Annotated in this window: 20 protein-coding genes; 3 read left to right on the top strand and 17 right to left on the bottom strand. The window is 64.9% G+C overall.

From position 1 onward, the window contains the following. Window positions 1-32: 32 nt before the first annotated feature. Both hypF and hypB read right to left on the bottom strand, forming a co-directional pair. A complete protein-coding gene (hypF, locus tag GMST_RS15460) occupies window positions 33-2,318 on the bottom strand; it encodes a carbamoyltransferase HypF (RefSeq protein WP_183355590.1) in 2,286 nt (761 codons plus the stop codon). A gap of 15 nt (window positions 2,319-2,333) precedes the next feature. Next, the gene (gene hypB, locus GMST_RS22730; protein WP_443093444.1) at window positions 2,334-2,984 is read right to left on the bottom strand and encodes a hydrogenase nickel incorporation protein HypB; all 651 of its coding nucleotides are present in this window, start codon (window positions 2,982-2,984) and stop codon (window positions 2,334-2,336) included. A 39-nt stretch (window positions 2,985-3,023) separates the two neighbouring features. Here hypB and GMST_RS22725 point away from each other — a divergent pair, with 39 nt between their 5' ends. Then, a complete protein-coding gene (locus GMST_RS22725) occupies window positions 3,024-3,443 on the top strand; it encodes a hypothetical protein (RefSeq protein ID WP_246399742.1) in 420 nt (139 codons plus the stop codon). 74 nt (window positions 3,444-3,517) lie between these two features. On the opposite strand, the gene GMST_RS15450 is transcribed toward GMST_RS22725, so the two are convergent. From GMST_RS15450 to GMST_RS15400, 11 genes are all read right to left on the bottom strand, one after another. Continuing rightward, window positions 3,518-3,697 (bottom strand): twin-arginine translocase TatA/TatE family subunit, encoded by a 180-nt coding sequence (locus GMST_RS15450; RefSeq protein ID WP_183355588.1) that lies wholly within the window; start codon window positions 3,695-3,697, stop codon window positions 3,518-3,520. 102 nt (window positions 3,698-3,799) lie between these two features. Then, entirely contained in the window at window positions 3,800-4,285 is a 486-nt protein-coding gene (locus tag GMST_RS15445; RefSeq protein ID WP_183355587.1) for a HyaD/HybD family hydrogenase maturation endopeptidase, read from the bottom strand. 269 nt (window positions 4,286-4,554) lie between these two features. Then, window positions 4,555-6,237: a nickel-dependent hydrogenase large subunit gene (locus GMST_RS15440; protein ID WP_183355586.1), complete on the bottom strand. Its 1,683-nt coding sequence runs from the start codon at window positions 6,235-6,237 to the stop codon at window positions 4,555-4,557. A gap of 21 nt (window positions 6,238-6,258) precedes the next feature. Continuing rightward, a complete protein-coding gene (gene hybB / locus GMST_RS15435) occupies window positions 6,259-7,590 on the bottom strand; it encodes a Ni/Fe-hydrogenase cytochrome b subunit (protein ID WP_183355585.1) in 1,332 nt (443 codons plus the stop codon). Next, a complete protein-coding gene (gene hybA / locus GMST_RS15430) occupies window positions 7,590-8,519 on the bottom strand; it encodes a hydrogenase 2 operon protein HybA (RefSeq protein ID WP_183355584.1) in 930 nt (309 codons plus the stop codon). The genes hybB and hybA overlap by 1 nt, the downstream gene beginning before the upstream one ends. Next, the gene (locus GMST_RS15425) at window positions 8,503-9,612 is read right to left on the bottom strand and encodes a hydrogenase small subunit (protein WP_183355583.1); all 1,110 of its coding nucleotides are present in this window, start codon (window positions 9,610-9,612) and stop codon (window positions 8,503-8,505) included. Before GMST_RS15425 ends, hybA begins: the two co-directional genes overlap by 17 nt. Before the next feature lie 207 nt (window positions 9,613-9,819). Continuing rightward, complete coding sequence (gene hypA, locus GMST_RS15420; protein ID WP_183355582.1) at window positions 9,820-10,152, bottom strand: hydrogenase maturation nickel metallochaperone HypA; 333 nt, start codon at window positions 10,150-10,152, stop codon at window positions 9,820-9,822. Between the two features lie 94 nt (window positions 10,153-10,246). Then, window positions 10,247-10,606, bottom strand: coding sequence for a PilZ domain-containing protein (locus GMST_RS15415; RefSeq protein WP_183355581.1), 360 nt, complete (start codon window positions 10,604-10,606; stop codon window positions 10,247-10,249). A 246-nt stretch (window positions 10,607-10,852) separates the two neighbouring features. Next, window positions 10,853-11,725: a sensor histidine kinase gene (locus GMST_RS15410; protein WP_246399730.1), complete on the bottom strand. Its 873-nt coding sequence runs from the start codon at window positions 11,723-11,725 to the stop codon at window positions 10,853-10,855. A 92-nt stretch (window positions 11,726-11,817) separates the two neighbouring features. Beyond that, window positions 11,818-12,174 carry an STAS domain-containing protein gene (locus GMST_RS15405; protein ID WP_183355579.1) on the bottom strand — a complete coding sequence of 119 codons (357 nt, stop codon included), beginning with the start codon at window positions 12,172-12,174 and terminating at the stop codon, window positions 11,818-11,820. 43 nt (window positions 12,175-12,217) lie between these two features. Beyond that, window positions 12,218-14,062 (bottom strand): MEDS domain-containing protein, encoded by a 1,845-nt coding sequence (locus tag GMST_RS15400; protein WP_183355578.1) that lies wholly within the window; start codon window positions 14,060-14,062, stop codon window positions 12,218-12,220. A 222-nt stretch (window positions 14,063-14,284) separates the two neighbouring features. On the opposite strand from GMST_RS15400, the gene GMST_RS15395 reads away from it, so the two are divergent. Further along, window positions 14,285-14,560 (top strand): hypothetical protein, encoded by a 276-nt coding sequence (locus GMST_RS15395; protein ID WP_183355577.1) that lies wholly within the window; start codon window positions 14,285-14,287, stop codon window positions 14,558-14,560. 86 nt (window positions 14,561-14,646) lie between these two features. Here GMST_RS15395 and GMST_RS15390 read toward each other — a convergent pair whose 3' ends face one another. After that, window positions 14,647-15,366: a spermidine synthase gene (locus tag GMST_RS15390; protein ID WP_183355576.1), complete on the bottom strand. Its 720-nt coding sequence runs from the start codon at window positions 15,364-15,366 to the stop codon at window positions 14,647-14,649. Window positions 15,367-15,417: 51 nt separating this feature from the next. Beyond that, window positions 15,418-16,308 carry a ribosome small subunit-dependent GTPase A gene (gene rsgA / locus GMST_RS15385; protein WP_246399717.1) on the bottom strand — a complete coding sequence of 297 codons (891 nt, stop codon included), beginning with the start codon at window positions 16,306-16,308 and terminating at the stop codon, window positions 15,418-15,420. Between the two features lie 397 nt (window positions 16,309-16,705). On the opposite strand from rsgA, the gene GMST_RS15380 reads away from it, so the two are divergent. After that, the gene (locus tag GMST_RS15380) at window positions 16,706-17,143 is read left to right on the top strand and encodes a GSU0071 family protein (protein WP_183355575.1); all 438 of its coding nucleotides are present in this window, start codon (window positions 16,706-16,708) and stop codon (window positions 17,141-17,143) included. Here GMST_RS15380 and GMST_RS15375 read toward each other — a convergent pair. Together GMST_RS15375 and GMST_RS15370 are read right to left on the bottom strand one after the other, a co-directional pair. Further along, entirely contained in the window at window positions 17,112-17,765 is a 654-nt protein-coding gene (locus tag GMST_RS15375; protein ID WP_183355654.1) for an HAD family hydrolase, read from the bottom strand. The two genes, GMST_RS15380 and GMST_RS15375, sit on opposite strands and share 32 nt — an antisense overlap. Window positions 17,766-17,865: 100 nt before the next feature. After that, window positions 17,866-20,040: an alpha/beta fold hydrolase gene (locus GMST_RS15370; RefSeq protein ID WP_183355574.1), complete on the bottom strand. Its 2,175-nt coding sequence runs from the start codon at window positions 20,038-20,040 to the stop codon at window positions 17,866-17,868. Between the last annotated feature and the right edge of the window lies 1 nt (window position 20,041).

Below are 20,041 nucleotides of genomic sequence, written 5' to 3'. Positions count from 1 at the left end.
TGGGTTGCTGCTGAAGACCCGCCTCGGGCGGATCAGGCCGCCTCGGGCGGATCGGGTCGCCAGCGCCTCGCAGCGATGGCCGCCTGCCCCAGGGCGAGACCGCCGTCGTTGGGCGGCACCAGCCGATGGCAGTAGGTGGTAAAGCCGGCCTGGTTCAACAGGGTCGCGGTCTCCTCGGTCAAAAGCCGGTTCTGGAAGACGCCGCCGGAGAGCACCACGCGGTCCCGGCAGCTTTCCCGGCGGATCCGGCTGCAGACCTCGACGACGGCCTCGGCCACGGTGCGGTGGAAGGCGCGGGCCAGCTCGGCCCTATCCCTGCCGGCGGCCAGATCCTCGCACAGCGCCCGGATCATCGGCGCGAAGTCGAGGTGGTGCCCCTCGACGCCGGCCACCTGGAACGGATACCCCTTGACCGGCGCACTGGTCTCCGCCAGGGCCTCCAGTTCGATGGCCGCCTGCCCTTCGTAGCTGATCCGGTTACGTACCCCGATGAGTGCCGCCACCGCATCGAAGAGTCGGCCGCAGCTCGAGGTGACCGGCGAGTTGACGCCGCGCTCCAGCATCTTCAAAAACAGGGAGCGCTCCATCGCGCCCAGCTCGGGGAGGTGGGCCGGCATCCGGTCGAAGAGCGCCGCACCGTAGCAGTCGTAGAGCACCGAGAGCGCCATGCGGAAGGGCTCCTTAACGGCCGCGTCGCCGCCGGGGAGCCGCAGGTACTTGAAGTGCCCGCGCCGCTCGAAGCGCTCGTAGCCCCCCAGCAGAAACTCCCCGCCCCAGATGGCGCCGTCTTCCCCGTAGCCGGTGCCGTCCAGGATCACCCCGATCAGCTCCCCTTCCAGGTGGTTTTCCGCCATGCAGGAGGCTAGATGCGCGTGGTGGTGCTGTACCCCGATCCGCGGCAGGTTGAGGCCTTCGGCAAAACCGGTGGAGAGGTAATCCGGGTGCAGGTCGTGGACCACCACCTCGGGTGTCACCTCCAAAAGCCGGCCCAGGTGCTGCACCGTCTCCTCGAGAGACTGCAGGGTCGCAGCGTTCTTCAGGTCCCCGATGTGCTGGCTCAAAAAGCCGCGGCCGTCCCGGGTCAGGCAGATGGTCCCCTTCAGTTCCGCTCCCACCGCCAGCACGCTCGCCTCGGCCTGCTGCAGCGCCACGCTGCGCGGCACGAAGCCCCGCGAACGGCGAAAGAAGAGCGGCTCCCCCAGGCTCAGGCGTAGCACGGAGTCGTCGGTGCGGGTGTGGATCTCGCGGTTGTGGGTGAGGAAGAGGTCGGCGATCCCCCCCAGCCGCTCCAGGGCGTCCGTGTCCAGGTGGGCGATCGGCTCGTCGGTCAGGTTGCCGCTGGTCATCACCAACGGCCCGCCGGCCCCCTGGATCAAAAGGTGCTGCAGGGGGTTCCCCGGGAGCATGATCCCGAGCCAGCCGTTACTGGGCGCAACCAAGGGGCTCACCGGGTTCCCTTCCCGCTTGCGCATGAGGACGATGGGGCGCTCGACCCCGGTCAAAAGCCGCCCCTCAAGCTCGGAGCAGTGCACCAGCCGCTGGACCGCTTCGAGGTCCGCCACCAAAAGGGCGAAGGGTTTCTCGTCGCGCTTCTTGCGCTGCCGCAACCTTGCCATCGCCTCTTCGTTTGCGGCGTCCACCGCCAGGTGGTACCCCCCTACCCCTTTCACTGCGACGATCTTCCCCGCCGCAAGCGCCGCGAGCGTCTCGTCGAGGGGATCGCCGGCAACCGGTTCGCCCGCCGCATCAAGGAGGGCCAGCTGCGGGCCGCAGACCGGGCAGGCGTTGGGTTGGGCGTGGAAGCGCCGGTTCAGGGGATCGTGGTACTCGGCGAGGCACTCAGGGCACATGGGGAAGCTCGCCATGGTGGTGGCGGGGCGGTCGTAGGGGATGCCGGTGATGATCGAGTAGCGTGGACCGCAGTTGGTGCAGTTGATGAAGGGGTAGCGGTAGCGGCGGTTGGCGGGATCCGACATCTCGGCAAGGCAGTCGTCGCAGACCTCGCAGTCCGGCGAGACCTGCCCTCCGCTTTTCACCTTGGCGCTCTGCTCGATGGTGAATCCCTCCCCTCCCTGGGGAATGGCGGGAACCACCCTGAAGGCGCTTATCACGGCAAGCGGCGGCGCCTCGATTTTGAGGGCCTGGCAGAAGGCGTCCAGATCCTCGCCGGCGCCCTCCGCCTCGATCTGCACGCCGCGCCCGGTGTTGCGCACCCAGCCGCAGAGACCGAAGCGCCCCGCAAGCCGGTAGACGAAGGGGCGGAAACCCACCCCCTGTACGATTCCCTCGATCTCGATGCTGGCGCGCTTGCGGTTCATGAGCGTCCCTCGGCGCTAGCCGCGCGCCTTACCGATGCCGTCCTTAAGCCAGGTATACCAGGCGTCCATCCCTTCTCCGGTCCGACTGGAGACCTCGAAGATGGTGATCCCGGGGGAGACCCGGCGCGCCATCTCCTTGCAGGCCTCGACGTCGAAGTCGAGGTGCGGCAGAAGGTCCACCTTGTTGAGCAGCATGATGTCTGCCGCGTGGAACATCTGCGGGTACTTGAGCGGCTTGTCCTCGCCTTCGGTCACGCTCAAGACCACCACCTTGTGGTGCTCGCCAAGGTCGAAGGAGGCCGGGCAGACCAGGTTCCCGACGTTCTCGATGAGCAGGAGGTCCAGGTTGTCGAGATCGAAGGTGTCGGTGGCGTGCAGCACCATGTGGGCGTCCAGGTGGCACCCCTGGCCGGTGTTCACCTGCTTCACCGGAACTCCCGTGGCGGCGATCCTGACCGCGTCGTTGTCGGTCTGCTGGTCCCCTTCGACGACCGCGGCGCGGCAGGTACCGGCCAGGTCCTTCAGGGTCCTTTCCAGGATGGTGGTCTTCCCCGACCCCGGAGAGCTCACCAGGTTCAACACGAAGAGCCCCTTGGACTGGAACAGGGCACGGTTCGCCTGGGCCATCCGGTTGTTCTTGGCCAGGATGTCGGTCTCGATAACCACTTTCCTGGGGGCCTCGGGCTGAGCCGCCGGCGCCTCGTGATGGTGGTGCTTCCCCTCGTGATGGTGGTGGTGCTTGCCGTCATGGTGGTGCTTGTGGTCGTGCTCATGATCGCCCTGGTGGTGATCGTGGCCATGACCGTGCTTCTCTTTATGATGTTCATGAGCGTGGTCGTGATCCTCACCCTGCCCATGGTCATGGTCGTGCTTATGGTAGTGGCTGTGTTCGTGATCGTGGCTGTGACCATCGCCATGATCGTGGCTGTGACCATCGCCATGATCGTGTTTGTGGCCATGGCGATGCTCGTGACCGTGGTGGTGGTCATGGTCATGATCGTGATGGTTGTCAGGGGGAGCGCAACCGCAGTCGACGCACATGGTGTACCTCCGTGGTCTTGGGGCCGGCAGCGAAAGACCTGCCCCGAAGAGGAAAATCAGATTGACGGGCGGCTAGCCGCATAGCCACCCACGCGGGTGCCGCAAAAACAGCGGGGTTTTCCGAACCGGCCCAAGACAGGGCCTTCCGGAGCCCCTCGTTAGGCCTGGTCCTGCTTCTTCTCGGCGATCTTCTCCGCCTCGTCGCCGGCGATGGCCTTCTTGAAGCCTCTGATGCTGCTTCCCAGCGCCTGGCCGAACTGCGGCAGCTTGCTGGGACCGGCGACCAGCAGGATGATGACCAACACGATGCACAACTCGGGCAAACCGAAACCAAACATGAACTGTCTCCTTACCTGGTGCACCGGGTGCCCGGTGGCGCGATGTGCGCCGCGGGCCCGATGCTCGAAAATCACTACGTACTGCTGCAGCGCCGGAAGCCCCTAGGCGTTTTTCCTCTTCAGTTCCACGCCTACCGACTTAAGCTCCTCGACGACCAGGCCGGCCACCTTCTCGAGTCCCGCCTCAAGCGGCGGTGTGAGCTGGTCCCCCGGATCGAGGCTTTGGGCGATGATGCCGTAGAAGGTGAGGTCCGGTTTGGGGGCGTCGCGCATCTCGGACAAGAGCAGCATCTCCTGCAGGCCGATCTGGTGCGGCGACATCTTCACCGGGATCTTCTTGAGCATGATGTCCTCGCGCTCGTAGCGGAAGATGTCACCGGGCTCCCCTTGGGTTGCCACCACGTCCACCAGGATGACCTTGTCGGCCTCCTCGAACTTGAAGTGCACCATGATCCCGAGCGTCCCGCCGTCGTAGAGCTCGACGTTCTCCGGGACCTCGTAGTTTTTCTCCAGGTGCCGCACGAAATGGACCCCGAAACCCTCATCGGAGAGGATCAGGTTGCCGGCACCGTAAATCAGAATCTGCATGTAAATCTCCTTAAAAAAACAGGGGCTAGGGACTGGGGACTAGGGGCTAGGAAAACGGGGCCCCTGGATCGGCCAGCCCGGGTCGCCACCTATCGCTTAGCCGGGAGCAGGCTGGGCATACCCCAGAGAACACCGGAGCATTTCTCAGCCTTAACCTCAACCTGGTTCTCTGGACCGAGCGCCTCATGATAAAGCAAAGGGGCTGAGGGCTCAAGGAATATCTCCTTGGCTAGCCCCCAGCCCCTGGCCTCTAGCCCCTACGGTTATTCCTACAGTACCTTGACCTTGGTGATCTCTTTACCTTCCGGATCGATGGTGTGCACCGCGCAGGCGATGCAGGGGTCGAAGGAGTGGATGGTCCTCAAGACCTCGAGCGGACGGGAGCTGTCGGCGATCGGGTTGCCGATCAGCGATGCCTCGTACGGCCCGTGCTCGCCCTTGTCGTTCTTCGGAGCGGCGTTCCAGGTGGAGGGAACCACGGCCTGGTAGTTCTCGATCTTCTTGTTCTTGATCACGATCCAGTGGCTCAGGGTGCCGCGCGGAGCCTCGTGGAAGCCGACGCCGCGGTACTCGCCCTTGGGAATCTCGGTCGGGTTCGCGTACGCCTTGTCGCCGGAAGCGACGTTGGCGATCAGCTTGTCCAGGTTGTCCAGCGCGATGTCAGCCATGAGGTGGGCACGCGCACCGCGGGCGTAGAGACGGCCCATGGTGGAGTGGATGTCGTTCAGGGAGATCCCCAGGGTCGACACGGCGCCGTCCACGAGCTTCTTGACCTTCGGGTTGCCGGCTGCGTAGGCAGCCAGGATCTGGGCCGGCGGGCCGACCTGGACCGGCTTGCCGTCGAGGGTCGGGGCCTTGCACCAGGAGTACTTGCCGTTTTCCTGGAAATCGGTGTAGTTCGGCTTGGTCTCGCCGTCCCAGGGGTGCAGGGTACCGTTTCCTTCGTACCAGGCGTGGGTGACGTTCTCCTTGATGTTCTTGATCAGGTAGTCGTCGCGGTGGTCCTTCACCATCTTGATGCCGCCCACGTTGCCGCCCATGATCACGCCGCCCGGGAGGGTGAACTTCGAGTTCTTGGTGTCTTCCGGGAACTCCGGCACCGCCATGTAGTTGGTGACGCCTGCGCCGTACTTGAACCAGTCCTTGTAGGCGCCGGCCACGGCGAGGAGGTCCGGGTAGTAGACCTTCTGCACGAAGTCGCGGGTCTCTTCCATGAGGCTTCTGAGGTAGGCCAGACGCTCCACGTTCAGGGTCGCGATGTTTTCCATGTTGATCGCGGTGGCCACGCCGCCCACCACCAGGTTCTGGATGTGCGGGTTCTTGCCGCCCAGGATCGCGGTGGCCTGGCTTGCCTTTCTCTGGTAGTCGAGGGCCTTCAGGTAGTGGGTGACCGCCATCAGGTTAACCTCGGGGGAGAGCCTCATGGCCGGGTGACCCCAGTAACCCGAGGCGAAGATCCCCAGTTTGCCGCCGGCCACGAAGGCCTTCAGCTTGTCCTGCACCGCCTTGAACTCCTTCTCGGAGTTGCCCGGCCAGTCGGAGATGCTCTGGGCGATGGAGGCGGTCTTCTTCGGATCGGCCTGGAGAGCCGAGACGATGTCGACCCAGTCGAGCGCGGAGAGATGGTAGAAGTGCACGATGTGGTCCTGCACCGAGTGCTGGGCGATCATGATGTTACGGATGTACTGGGCGTTCAGCGGCACCTCGACGTCGAGGGCGTGTTCCACGGCGCGGATCGAGGAGATGGCGTGCACGGTGGTGCAGACGCCGCAGAAGCGCTGTACGAAGCTCCAGGCGTCCTGGGGCTCGCGGCCCTTGAGGATGACCTCGATACCGCGCCACATCTGTGCCGAGGACCAGGCGTTGGTTACTTTGCCGCCGTTTGCTTCGACATCGATGCGCAGATGTCCTTCAATGCGGGTAATCGGGTCAAGAGTGATTCTGGTAGACATGTATTTCCTCCAAGAAGCTTGTTAGTTATGGGTATTGAGCGCCGCAGCGCCAGCGTAGCCGGCTTCCTTGACGGGCTCTGCCGCCGGAGCATGGCCATGTGACTTGCCGTGGGAGGTGTTGGGGAGCACCGGGAACAGTGCCACGAACACCTTGTAGGCGAGGATCTCGAGCGCCACGATCCCGACGGTGATCATCACCTCGGCAAAGGACGGGAAGTACCTCCACCCCTTGCCGGGGTTGAAGCCGATCAGGTAGACGTTGAAACGGTACAGCGCCCCGCCGAAGACGATCATGGCGGCGGAGATGAAGAGCCAGCGCGGCGAACGGCGCAGCTTCCCGGAGAACATGAAGAGGCTGCCGATCGCGACCAAGAGAAAGTCCGACAGGAAGTACCGGGAGTAGAAGTCGAACTTGAAGGCCGCCGCCAGCTGGCCGCGGTAGATCAGGTCGCCCACCATCACGCTGAACCAGATGACGGTGACGTAGGGGATAAGGCCGGCCAGGCCGGAGAGTTCTTTGATCTCGAAGGGGCGCTTGAAGGCGTAGCTCGAGATGAGCGACTCGAGGATGGCGATCGAGTAGCCGATGAAGATGCAGTTCAAAAGGAACAACAGCGGCAGGAAGCCGGTGTGCCACAGGGGGTGCAGCTTCGTGGAGGCGATCAAGAGCAGGCTCCCCAGCGAGGACTGGTGCATGGTCGGGAGCGTGATACCCAGGACGATGAAGAAGATGAGGACCTTGTTGAGGCGCGGGTTGAGCCAGGCGGCGCCCAGGCGCACCATCTCGAGCTTGTCCTCCATGGTCTTCTGGTCCGGGGCGATGCGCGGGTGCAGCCAGTTGCGGATCGCGTTCATCCTGGTCCACTTCGAGTTCTCGATGGAGGTGAGGATGGCCGGGATGAACTCGATCATGAGCACGGTCGAGTAGGCCATAACGCACAGCGCCACTTCGAACATGGCGGAGTTGGCCTGCCACTGGCGCGGCACGAAGAAGTTGTAGGCGTTCCAGGGGCGGCCCAAGTCGACCATGACCGAGAAGCCGGCCAGGCCGTAGCCGAACATGGAGGTGAGGATCGCCGAGCGGATGATCGGGTGGTACTGCATCCGGTTCCTGATGTAGACCAGGATGGCGACCGCGTAGCCGCCGCAGGCGATGGCGGTGCCGGTGGCGACGTCGTAGGTGATCCAGATACCCCAGGGGTAGCCGTCGCTCATGTTGGAGACCGCGCCGATCCCTTTCACGAAGCGGACGCCGACGAAGAAGAAGCCGGTAAGGACCACGGCGAGCAGGATGAAGAAGGATTTGGTGAAGATCCTCCCCTCCAGCTTCTGAAACTCTTCACTGTGTGCCATTACTTCTCCTCCTTCTTATGGGAGTCGTCCTCGCCGTGGCCGTGTTTTTTCATGTTCTTCACAGCGATGAAGCACAAGGTCGAGTACAGGGCCACCGGGGCGATGAACCCCTTGTAGATGGTGTGCTGGATCTTCTCGGAGAACTCGGCCGGTGCCTCCGGCTTGATGTCCGGGAGCCCCAGCTTGTTGAACGGCATGGAGGCGAGGTAGATGTGGTTGGTGCCGCCCCCCTCGTGCTCGCCGTAGATGTGGGCGATGTACTTGTCCGGGTTGTCCTTCAAGCGGGTCTGGGCCTCTTCGAGCAGGTCCTTACGCTTGCCGAACTTGATGGCGCCGGCCGGGCAGACCTCGGCGCAGGCCGAAATCCCCTTCTCGCGCAGGTTGGTGTTCTTGCACAGGTCGCACTTGACGATCTGCGGCAGCGCCTTCTCCCACTGGAACTTCGGGATGTTGTAGGGGCAGGCGACCTGGCAGTAGCGGCAGCCGATGCAGGTGTTCTTGTTGTAGTCCACGATGCCGGTCACCGGCTCCTTGGTCATGGCCGAAACCGGGCAGACCGAGACGCAGGAAGGCTTCTGGCAGTGCATGCAGGAGTACTTCACGTAGCTCCACTGCTTGTTGGACTCCTTGAACAGCTTGATCAGGGTACGGGTCGAGCCGGAGAGGTCGCTCGGGGCGTCCCACAGGCCGTCCGTGTCGAAGCGGGCCTTCTCGTAGGAGAGGCTGCCGTAGTCGGCGTTCACCCTCTTGCAGGCCGACATGCAGGCCTTGCAGCCGACGCACTTGGTGGCGTCGTAGAGCATCCCCAACTCTTCGTTGTTCACCTTGAGGGCCTCGTTGGCCTCGCAGGTGGCGCTACCTGCCGCCACCAGCCCGGCGCCGGTGGCGCCGACCAGCTTCAGAAAGTCCCTTCTACTTTGTTTTTTCATCGACACCCTCCTCTCCGGCGGGCAGCTTCTTGGCCATCATGGCGCCGGCGCCCAGGGCAGCGCCTGCGGCGAGCCCCACGAAGCCGGTGGTCAGCGGATCCGGACCCTTCCCTTTCTCTTTCAGGTCCACCGGGGCATAGCTGTCGAACGGAGTCGGCTCGTGGATCTGCACCTTCTCGGCGATCGCTTTTTTGAAGAGGATGTCCGGCTCGGTGCAGCCGATGCAGGGGTGACCGATGGATACCGGCCAGGCGCCCACGTCGTTGAAACGCTGTACGGAGCAGTTTGCGTAGGTCGCCGGCCCCTTGCACCCCAGTTTGTAGAGGCAGAAGCCCTGGGCGTGGGTCGGGTCGCCGTAAGCCTTCGCGAAGCGGCCGGCGTCGAAGTGCGGACGACGCTCGCAGTGCTCGTGGATGCGACGGCCGTAAGCGAACTTGGGACGTCCCATCTCGTCGAGCTCGGGCACCTTCTTGAAGGTGAGGTAGTAGAGGACGGTGGAGAGGAAGTTGTAGGGGCTCGGCGGGCAGCCCGGGATGTTGATGATCGGCTTGTCCTTCACGATGTCGCGTACGCCCACCGCGCCGGTCGGGTTCGGGGAAACGGACTGGATCCCGCCGTAGGAGGCGCAGGTACCGATGCAGATGATGGCGGCGGCGCCTTCAGCGGCGTGCTGCATGCTCTCCAGCGCGGTCTTGCCGGAGACCTTGCAGAAGATACCGTTCTGCTTGGTCGGGATGGCCCCTTCCACTACCAGGATGTACTTGCCGTGGTTGGCCTTCATCGAGTCGTGCAGCGATTTTTCCGCCTGCGCCCCGGAGCCGACCATCAACGTTTCGTGGTAGTCGAGCGATATCATGTCCAGGATCAGGCTGGAGATGGTCGGGTGCGTCGAGCGCAGGAGCGACTCGGAGCAGCCGGTGCACTCCTGGAAGTGCAGCCAGATCACTGCCGGATTGCCGTTTTTCTCCATCGCTTCGGCAACCTGGGTGTGCATGGCAAAGGGAAGCCCCATCATGGCCGTAGCGGTGACGGCAGCCTTCATGAAGCTCCTGCGGGTTACCCCTTCACAGAACATTTCAGTCTCTTCTTTCATAATACCTCCCGAGAAAAATCACGTCCCGCGTATACGGCAACTCCCATGCCAATCCGGTAAACAAAAATACTTTTAACAAAGTGCTGAAATGTTTACAAAAAAACGGCGCGCCCGGGAAACCTCTCCCGAGCGCGCCGCAACCCTTTTGTATCCTTTTGTCCAAAACGTGTCATTTTGACACGTAGATTTTGGGACAGTTGCTCCCTTTTAAAGCAGTTCGAGCTCCTTGACCCGAAGTTCCTCCCCCTTCAAGAGGGCCAGCCCGAAACCGCCGCAGTGGGGACAAGGATCGAAGTGGGTCTTCACCGGGGCCTCCCTGCCGCAGGAGCCGCAGCGCGCAAGCGCCGGCACGATCTCCATGGTGAGCTTCGCCCCCTCCAGAAGGGTCCCCTTGGTGCAGGCCTCGAAGCAGAACTCGATACTGTCGGGGACCACCCCGGAGAGCTCCCCGATCTCCAGCACCACGTCGGTCACCCGGCGCCCCGAGGCGTTCGCCAGGCAGATCTCCACCATACTCTGCGTAATCGACATCTCATGCATGAACACCACTCCGTGCAGCTGTAATTGATTGGCGATGATAGCAGAAAGGTGGGCGCGGCAAAAGGGGCTTTTCCAATCCTGGTCTCCGTGCCCCTCAACGGGGACGGTTGAGCGGCAGCAGGTCACCCAGGCCGCGCTGCAGCAAGACCCTGTCGAAGCGGACCGCGCAGCCGGTGTCGGTGGTGCGCACCACGGTGGCCGGGAGGTCGGTGAGGTTGCCGGGAACCCGGGCACTCTCGTGGATGCAGACGGTGACCACCTCGTTGAGCGACAGGCGCGGGTAGATCTTCAAAAGGGCCCCCCCAAGGCTCATATTCACGACCTGTGCCGGCATGGTGGCCTCCTCGCGCCAGATGGTGGCCGACGCGTTCACCGGGTACCGGGTGTAACAGCGGTTCTCGACGGTCCCCGCACGCGATGGCGCCCCCCCCTGCTCGTACTCGGAAATGATCATATCCCCTCCTCGCCCGCTGGCCCGGTGGCCTGGCCGGCAGCGGTCTCTCCTTAGTGGGTTCTCTAAGCTTCGTGGCAAGGCTGCGGCCGCAGCCCCGGCCCCTGTGCGGCAGGCGCGCCCTGAGACGGGACGCGGGAGGCGGTGCAGCAACGGCAGGAAAGATGGGCAGTGGGGGCCCTCGGCAATCCGCGTCGCAGGGAGGCCGGCCGCCGACAGGCCTCGGCGTCAGGCTTTTGCTGGGACGGGTCAGGTGATGCAGGACTGCAGGGTGAAGTAGAAGGTCGCTCCCCTGTCGACCTCCCCCTCGGCCCAGATCCGACCGCCGTGGCGGGTGATGATCCGCTGTACCGTGGTGAGGCCGATCCCGTTGCCGGGGAAGTCGGCGCTGTTGTGCAGGCGCTGGAAGGCGTGGAACATCCGCTCGGCGTTGGCCATGTCGAAGCCTATGCCGTTGTCGCGGACAAAGCAGGTCTTTTCGGCACCGTTCTCGCGGGCACCGAACTCGATGAGCGCCTGTTCGCGCCGGCTGGTGAACTTCCAGGCGTTGCGCAAAAGGTTTCGCATGACGATTTCCAGGAGGTTCGCGTCGCCGAAGGTGCGGATGCGCGGCTGGATGGTGAACTCTACCTTGCGCTCCGGGGCCCCCTGCCTGAGTTCCTGCGCCGTCTCGCCGGCAATCTGGGAGAGGTCCACCACCTCGCGCTTGAGGGAGAGGTAGGAGAGCTGGGAGAGCTGCAGGAGCGCCTCGATCAGCTCGTTCATGTGCTGGGAGGACTTGTAGATCCGCTCCAGGTAGTCCATCCCCTCCAGGTCGAGCCGGCCGGCGTACTGCTGCTGCAGCTCGCGGGTGAAGCCACAGATCCTTTTGAGCGGCGCGCAGAGGTCGTGGGCTACCGAGTAGTTGAACGCCTCGAGGTCCCGGTTGATCGTCTCCAGGCGCTCGGTCTGCTCGGTTAAAAGCCGCTCCACCTGCTGGGTCAGCTCGCTGATCTCCTCGTTTTCCGGGCGTTCCTGGAGCATGCTGCGGATGGTCTTCAGGGAGGTGTGCACCGCCGTCTTCAGATCCACCGCGTAGGACGTGGTGAGCATGCTCGACGCGATTTCCTTGTCGATGTTCAAGTATCTGCCTCCTGCGCTGCCCCGTTTCTCCCTGAAGATGCTGGCCATGCGGACTCCTTGTACCTGTTGCCCGGCGCGGGGCAGTGCGGCAGCTACTCAGCTTTGGGCCCCTCAGGCGCTCCCCAGAGCCGGCACCCCTCGTTCGGCTGGCGGTGGCAACCGCGCTCCCGGAGGTAGCGCAGCGCCTCCCCCCCGCGACGCGGCAGACCCGAAAGCCTCAGCTCCTTGCCTGCCAGCTCCCCCTGCCGGTGCAGCAGGCACAACAGGGCGGAAAAGCTGGCATCGAGCTGGTCCACCCCCGAGAGGTCCAGGGTGAGGACCTGACAGCCGCCGAGGAGACGGCGCAGCTCCCGTTCCAGATCGCTTACCTGGGTGAACTGTGCGACTCCCCGTAATGCCAGGGTCAGCTCGCCTGCGCGCTCCCCCGGTAGTTCCCTGTACCTCACCACGGCGTGCTCCCTCGCCGCCCCGCCACCTGGCGGCAGACCTTGGCTAGACCCTGAAATAGAAGGTGGCCCCCCGCTCCGCCTCGAGGGCTGCCCAGATGCGCCCTCGATGCAGGGAGATGATGCGCTGTACCGTTACCAGCCCGAGCCCGCCCCCCAGTCCGCTGCCGCTGCGGCTGTGCAGCTTTTGGGAGGGGAGTTTCGACGGGCGGCGCGGCCCGTTGTCGCTGACGAAGAAGCTCCGTTTTCCTTCCACCTCGGTCGCGCCGAAACGGATGAGCGGGTGCGCGACGCCGCAGGTCGAGTTCCAGGCATTCTCGAGGAGCTGCTCCAGGGCCAGCTGCAAAAGCTGCCGGTCCCCGGTCGCCGTCACCCCCTGCTCGATGTTGAAGGTCACCCGGTGCTCGCCGCTGCGCCCGCCCAGCTTGGCGGCGATCTCGGCCGCGATCGCGCTGAGGTCGACCTGCTCGGGGCTCAACCCCTCGGCCGCCAGCGCCGTGAACCGCTTCAGCGCCTGGACCCTTCCGGCACTCTCCCGGATGGTACGGTGCATCTCGGCCAGCACCTCCTCCCCCCCCGAGGCGAGCGAGGCGGCGCCCAGTTGGCGCAGCAGGGTGCACTGCTGCTCGATCCGGGCGAGCTCGCCGCTCAGATCGTGGGAGACTGCGTGCCCCAGGGCCTCGAGTTCGGCGCCGCGCACCTTGAGCTCATCGCCCAGAGCATAGAGCCCGCGCTCGGCGTGGCGGGTCGCCGTGATGTCGATGCCGATGATCCAGTTGGGCCACCCCTGGATCGGGACGTACCAGGAGAGGTTAGACCAAAGAATCGCCTTCACGCTGCCGTCCTTGCACCGAAGCGGCCACTCTTCGTCCCGGTAGTCCCCCCCGTCGCCGGGATGCGCCAGCAACACCTCCTGGTGCTCCTCCTCGTCAACCTCGAGCAGTTCGAGTAGCTGTTTCCCCATCACCTCCTCGGCCCGGTAGCCGGTGAGGTGCTCGAAGAGGTGGTTGCAGGAGGCCAGGCGGTTCTCGTGATCCAGGGCCATGAGGACCACCGGCAGGTGCTGCAAAACGGTCTGCAGCCTTCTGCGGTGTTCGAGGATCGCCTCGTCCTTTTCCTGGAGCTCTTGCTCGTTGGCCCTCAGGGTGTCCTCCTCCTGCCAGTTCTCGTAGATCTTGCGGGCCAGCGCGGCGTAGGCCTGCTCAAGTTCCTGGCGCAGGCGTTCCCGGTCGTTGGCGGCGCCCGAGGATGCCTGGACCGCTGCCAGGAACAGGTCCAGCTCGCTGGTAGCCGTGATGCCGGCCTCGTCCTCCCCGGGGACGAAGAAAGGGTTGTTGCAGAGCGCCTCGCCGATCAGGAGTTGCCGGTGCAGCCGCGCCAGTTCCAGAAGCTGTTCGGCGCGGAAACTCCCCCGGTGGTACAGGCAGAGCAGCCGAACCTGGTTTCGCTCCGCAAACCGTGTGAGCTCCAGCTCGAACTCCGCCAGCACCCGCCCCGGCACCGCGCCCCCACCCGCCCATCCCATGTCGCAGATGATACGGGTCCCCTTGAAGCCGTCCCCCAGCGCCCGGGCACAAAGGGACTGCAAAAGCCCCAGAACCCGTTGGGGATCGAAGCTCCCGAGCTGCAGCCAGACCTCGCGGGAAGAGAGCACCATCAGGGCGCCGAGGTCACTCTTCTGGCTCGCCAGGGCATTTTTAAGGACGCAGTCCAGCATCTCCTCGCCGGCGTTGAGATAGATGCAGCGCTGTCCCAGTTGTACCCCTTTCTGAATGAAGGGGACTACCGGCACCAGCAGCTCAGCCTCGGACTCGTAGAGCAGGCAGAGGTGGCCCGGCCCCTCGTCGCGTTCCAGCTTGAGCTGTTCGATCGGCTCGTTGTTGTCGGACATCCGCGTCTCCCGGCCTCGCGTCAATGAAGGTTAGAAAATTCTTAACCAATATACTGGAAAGTCGGTTCAATGCAACAGCGCCTGGAACTTTGTGCACCCTGCTGAAACGTGCGGGACGGGTAAGCCGGCATGGCGGGATTCTTGACCCAGGTCAAGGCGGCGGCAGCGGGAAAGGGGTACTCTCTTGCGCAACTAAACAACGAGCGAGGTAAGGAGGCAGGAATGTGCGATTGTGGATCGGGGAGTAGATCTGGAGGGCCGTACGCGACCGGCCGGGAACTGGTGGAGTTCGTACTGGCGGCACACGGCGGGGCGGTAGCGGACTCGGAACTTCCCAACGGCGGCCTGGCACTTGCCTGTCACGACTGTGGCGAGGACTTCGTGCTGCGGACCTTCGTCCAGGACTGCCCGGCCTGTGGCGGGGTGCACGCGGTGAGCCCGCCGCGGGCGAACGACCCCGGTGCGGTCCAGTTTGCCGGAGCCGATTTCCGCCGCTGATGTGGGGGGGGGGCCGGAGCCGGCGCACCAAGCTTCGGGGCATCACAGCACCTGCGGCTCGCGCCGCCTTCCGGCACGGGCCGGGGCTAGCGTCGGGCTGCTTTCTTTTTCTGGGGGCGCGCAGCCGCCTGCGCCTCCTTCTTGCGGGCCAGGTAGACCACGTGGCGCAGGCCGCCGTGCCCGGGGCGGTCGGTAGTAACCGAGAAACCGGCGGAGGCGAGGCGTTTTTCGAACCCCTGGTCGTAGTTCTCGCCCCAGACCGCGAACATCCCGCCGGGCTTCAGTGCCGCACGGGTCATCTCGATGGCGATCGAGCCGTAGAGCGGATCCTCGACCTTGTGCGAGCGGGCGTGCGGACCGGTGTAGAGGTCGAGGACCACGGCGTCGAAGGGGGTGCGGTTCATGGCGCTGCGCCTGATGACGTCGGCCACGTTGGCGATTTCGACCGAGACCCGGGGATCGCTGGCAGCATTTTCGGTGAGAAAGGCAAGCGGCCCCCGGCACCACTCGAGCACCACCGGGTTCAGCTCAGCCACCACCACCTGCGCCGAAGCGCCGAGCTGGTCCAGCACCGCCCGCAGCGTGAAGGCCATCCCCAGCCCCCCGACAAGCACGCGTGCGGCCGGCTCACCCTTGAGGTGCCCGCAGGCAACGGCCCCCAGGGCAACCTCCGAGCGGTGCAGCGAACTGTTCATGAGCACCAGTGAGTTAACGGTGATCAAAAAGTCGCGTTCCCCGCGCTGTCTGAGCTCAAGTTTCCCCTCGGCGGTCGCCACGCTGTCCAGTATTTTCCACGGTTGTGCCATCTTCCGGTTCCCTTTGTTGCAAAAAGTCAGTTATCTGTCGCTTGGTGCGGGTTACTTCTTCCAGCCGCGGCGCTGCGCGGCCTCCTCGGCGGCCTCGACCTCGTCGAGCAGCTCCAGGTAGGTCCGGTAGCGCTCCGCATTCAGCGCGCCCGAGGCGGCGAGCACTGAGACTGCGCACCCCGGCTCGCTGCGGTGCCGGCAGTTGTGGAACCGGCACCCCTGCCGCTCCAGGGCCTCGAACCCCGGGAAAAACTCGGCCAGCTGCTCGCAGGTGATGTCCACCAGGCCAAAGTCGCGGAAGCCGGGGGTGTCGACCAGCTCTCCTCCGCCCGGCAGCGCGTGCAGCGAGGAGACCGTGGTGGTGTGGCGCCCCTGGTACTTGTGTTCACTTACCTCCGCCACCTTCAGGTCGAGGTTGGGGACTAGGGCGTTCAAAAGCGAGCTCTTGCCGACGCCGGTGCTCCCGACGAAGGCGCCGCGGTGCCCGTTGCGCAGGAACTCGCGCAGCGGCTCGAGTCCGCTGCCGGTAGCGGCGCTGAGCGCGAACACCAGCACCAGCTCCCGGTAGAGCGGGACCACCGTTCCGGCGACCTCCTCACCCTCCGGAAGATCTAACTTGTTGACCACCAGGAAGGGTTCCAGTCCGGCAGCCCGGGCCGCCACGATGGCCCGGTCGGTGAAGCCGGCCGGAGAGGAAGGGGCCACCACGATCCCCAAGACGTCCAGGTTGGCGGCAACCAGGTGAATGCCGCCCCGGGCATCCCGGCGCTGCAGTTCGGTCTTTCGGGGGAGGCGTGCCAGCACCTCGCCGGTCACCTCGACCCGGTCCCCAACCACGTGCCCCGAGTTGCGCTTCACCTTCACCATGCGGCGCGCGCCGTCGCCGAAGAGCACCTCGACTGCGATCCCGTAGTGCGATACGATGACCCCTTGCACCCTCACCTGTTCATTCCCCTTCTCTTCACCAGCCACCCCTTCTGTCGTTGCGGTTCACTCCCTTGCCGGCCAGAGCAGCTGCGAGGGTACGGCAGGCTTCGCGCCTTGTCAACACATCGCTTGGCCGGCGGAGTTGCTGCGGCAAAGCACGCCGGGTGCCGCTACCCGTCAGACGGTTGACAGGGTAACTCTTTTCTTTCATAGTTTAATCAGAAAAGCGCCTCGCTGCGGCAGCCGGCAAGCGCCGCGGCGGAGCCCGTTTAGCCCGCTAAGCCATTGATGTCATAAGGGATAGATTTCGGCCCATGGCGATCGGCGCTTGAGCCGGGGCTACCCGCTTCCTGAGCTTCATTAGTTGACGGCGTACCGGCGGGAAGCGGCGGGGAGACCGGAGGGACTGATCATGAAAAAAGACTCCGTCGATGAAGCCATAGATCTCTACGTCACCGAGCGGATGGTACGTGGGAAGGAGAGCGCCAGCAGCCACTTTCTGGCCTGCATCTACCTAAAGCAGCAGCGCTGGGAAATCGCCGAGTACCTGCAGCGCATCTGCGGCATGACCCGCTACTACATCGACCTCGCGACGGTTACCCGCAACCCCTTCAAGGGTCCGGAGATCGCCTGGCTCGGCACTATGCTCTGCCTCGCGGCCTACGCCGTCATGCTCATCTCCATGGAAGAGCAGCGCACCCTGGGGATACTGCTTTTGTCGGGGGTCATGGTGAACGCCTGCTACCTGATGCGCCGTGTGGCGGCCAAGTGGTGCGAACTGCACGTCATGGTCGCCATCTACGACGAGATCGTCCAGATCACCGAGCACGAACTGGAGAGCATGGCCTGACCGGCAACTCCGGGAGGGCCAGCGCCAGCTCCGCCAGACTCCCCACCGCGATATCGGTCAGTTCGGGCCAGCGAAAGGCACGGCTGGTATCGACGTGGATGGTGGCGGCGCCCGCAGCCCGGCCCGTCTCAAGATCGAATCCGTAGTCTCCCACCATCACCAGGGCGGACGGGGGCACTCCCCACTCCCTGGCCAGCCGGTAGATCCCGTCCGGATCGGGCTTGGCCAGGGCCTCTTCACGCCCCAGCACATCCCGCTCCGCAAAAAAATTCTGCAATCCGATGCGCCGCAAGGTGGCGAGCGCGTTGTCCCGGGTGTTCCGGGTCAGCACCCCGAGCCGGGTGCCGCGCCCGTGGAGCTTCTGCACCAGCCCAACGGCCCCGCAGGCCGCCTCGGTACGCCCCGCCAGCTCCTCTTCGATCGCCACCAGCTTTTGCCGCATGAGCCGGGCCTGTTCCAGGGGGAGCGCCTCCAGGTGCTCCAGGATGTCGCCGCCCGGTGGCACCCCGAGCGCCTTCCTGATGCTGGCGAAGTCGTGGATCGCCACGGTGAGGGTCCCGTCCAGATCGAAGATCCAGTGACCGCGCCTGAGAATGTCCGCATGCCGTCCCGAAAGAGTCATAGCCACCGTTGTAGCAGATCCCGCCAGTTTTGGAAATGCCTAGGCTTCAGCAGTTCTTCCGGTAAGCCTGCCTCCCGTGCGGAGGGAGGCGGCGTCCGCCTCAGGAGCCTTGTTCCGGTTCGGGAAGCCCTCCCATCAGTTTCCCGATAAACGCGCCGATGGCGGCGTGCACCTCCTCCGCACCGGGCCCGGCCAGGATGCCGTGGCGATCCAGCGCAAAGCGCAGGTACTTCTTCTGGCTGCTCCCCAAGAGGTTGAACAGGCGTGCCGACCCGCGCGGGTCCACCACCGGGTCCCGGTCGGCCTGCAGCACCTCGACCGGCACCTGGATCTGCCCCAGCTTCGCCTCGAGTTCCTTCATGAAACGCCCCATCTGCCTAAGCCCCGCCACCGGCAGCCGGGAGTAGTTGATCTGCGGGCGTTCGGGGACCGTCGGGACGAACTCCATCTTGGCGTCCTGGTAGCTGATCAGGTCCATGACCCGGTTCCAGGCCGCGACCGCCGGGGTGAGACGCGAGGAGATGTCCATGAGCTGCAGAGGGGGACAGACCGCGAAGACCCCGGCCACCCCCTCCACCCGGCTGGCACAGTCGAGGGCCACCCCCCCTCCGAAGGAGAACCCCCCGAGCACCACCCGGTCGCAGATGGCGCTCATGAGCGCGTAGCCCAGGTCCACCGAATCGGCCCACTCCCGGCCGTGGCGCCCGGCCAGGTCCTCGGGCGCCGTGCCGTGCCCCTTAAGGCGCACCTGGTAGACCCACAGCCCCCGCGCGTTCAGGTAGCTTGCCAGCTCCGACACCTCCTGGGGGGCCGACAAAAACCCGTGCACCAGCACGACGCCGAGGCGCCGGGTGCGCCCGCGGCGCAAAACCGGCGTTCCCACCGAGCGCTCCTTGGACTCCCCCGCCCGGTAGTACTCCCGGTAATCCGCCTCGTACTGGTCCAGGGCCTGCCGCTCCAGGAGAGAGGCGACCCGGCTCTTCACCAGCCAGTTGGGCTGCCAGGCGGTCAGGTGCACCTCGCGCTGCAGCTGGGTGAGCGGCACCACCTCGTTGGCGATCACCCCCAGCGGGTTCTCGATGCGCACCCGCTGCAGGTCGAAGGGGGCCGAAAACTTGGAGCGGTCCTTGGTGAGCACCCCGCCGTGCCGGGTCAGCACCCCGGTCTCGATGGCGAGCATCACGAAGTCGCGGTACTTGTGGTAGCGGTCGTCGGTCAAAAGCGGGATCTGCCCGGTCCCGAGGCTGTCGTGACAGGTGACCTGGCTCGCCTTGAGGTGCTCGGCGGCCAAAAGGAAGACCTTGCGCCTGAAGTCATCCTCGCGGATGGTCTTCAAGGGGAGCGCGCGCAATAGCGAGGCGAAGAGGTGGTCGTGGTTCACCGTGGTGAGCTCGTAGATCGCACTCATGTAGCTCAGCATCAGCCGGTTGGCGGCGCGCCTCAACTCGGGGAGCGAGGGGAGCTCGTCGTCGAAGTCGATCGGGGCGGCCGAGCCGATGTCGGCACGGATGCCGGGGGTTGAGAGGAAGGTACCCGGATCGAGCGGCTCCCCGAAGCGGATGTCGATGTCCACCCCCGAGAAGATCATGCTCCCCTCTGTGAGCATCTCCTCCTTGAGGCGGGGGGAGAGGTCCTTCAGGAAGAGGTCTCCCAGGGTGCTCAGCACGTTCTCGCGGGCCCGGATCGGGTAGTAGGTGAGGTTCACCGGGACGATCCAGCAGGCACCGGCGAGCACCGGCCCGAGGTCGCCGATCTGGAACAGGCCGCGCAGCCGCTCGAGCTCGGCCGGGTTCTGCCGGGCCAGGTACCCCAGGCGCTGGCGGTAGAACTCGGTACGCAGGGCGAGGGTCGCCGCGCCGGAGTGGGGGCGCTCGCCGCGCGGCTTGAGCAACAGGCGCCGGCGGAAGACCCCCTTGTCCTTCACCATGCGCCCCTCGGGGAAGATGACCCAGTTGGCCTCGCCGGTCAAAAGGGACTTCACGATGGTGCGGTCGCGGTGCGGGTTCCTGGTGGAGACCGCACCCATCAGGTCGAGAAAGACCTTCAGGGGACTGTCGAAGAGGGAAGCGTCGGCCAGGGACCAGACCGGGGTGTGGGTCAGCTGGTAGATGTGGTAGGGGAGCAGCAGGGTCTCGATGCGGGTGAAGTGGTTCACCACGAAGATGATGGAGCCCTTGGGGATGTTCTCCTCGCCGTGCAGGCGCACCCTGAGCTTGGAGAAGCTCTCGGCTAAGGCGATCATCCGGCCGGTGGCAAGGTAGGCGTTGCGGTTCATG

This window comes from Geomonas silvestris (assembly GCF_014193515.1).
GTDB classification, from domain to species: Bacteria; Desulfobacterota; Desulfuromonadia; order Geobacterales; family Geobacteraceae; genus Geomonas; species Geomonas silvestris.
This window is presented reverse-complemented; position numbering and strand designations above follow the sequence as displayed.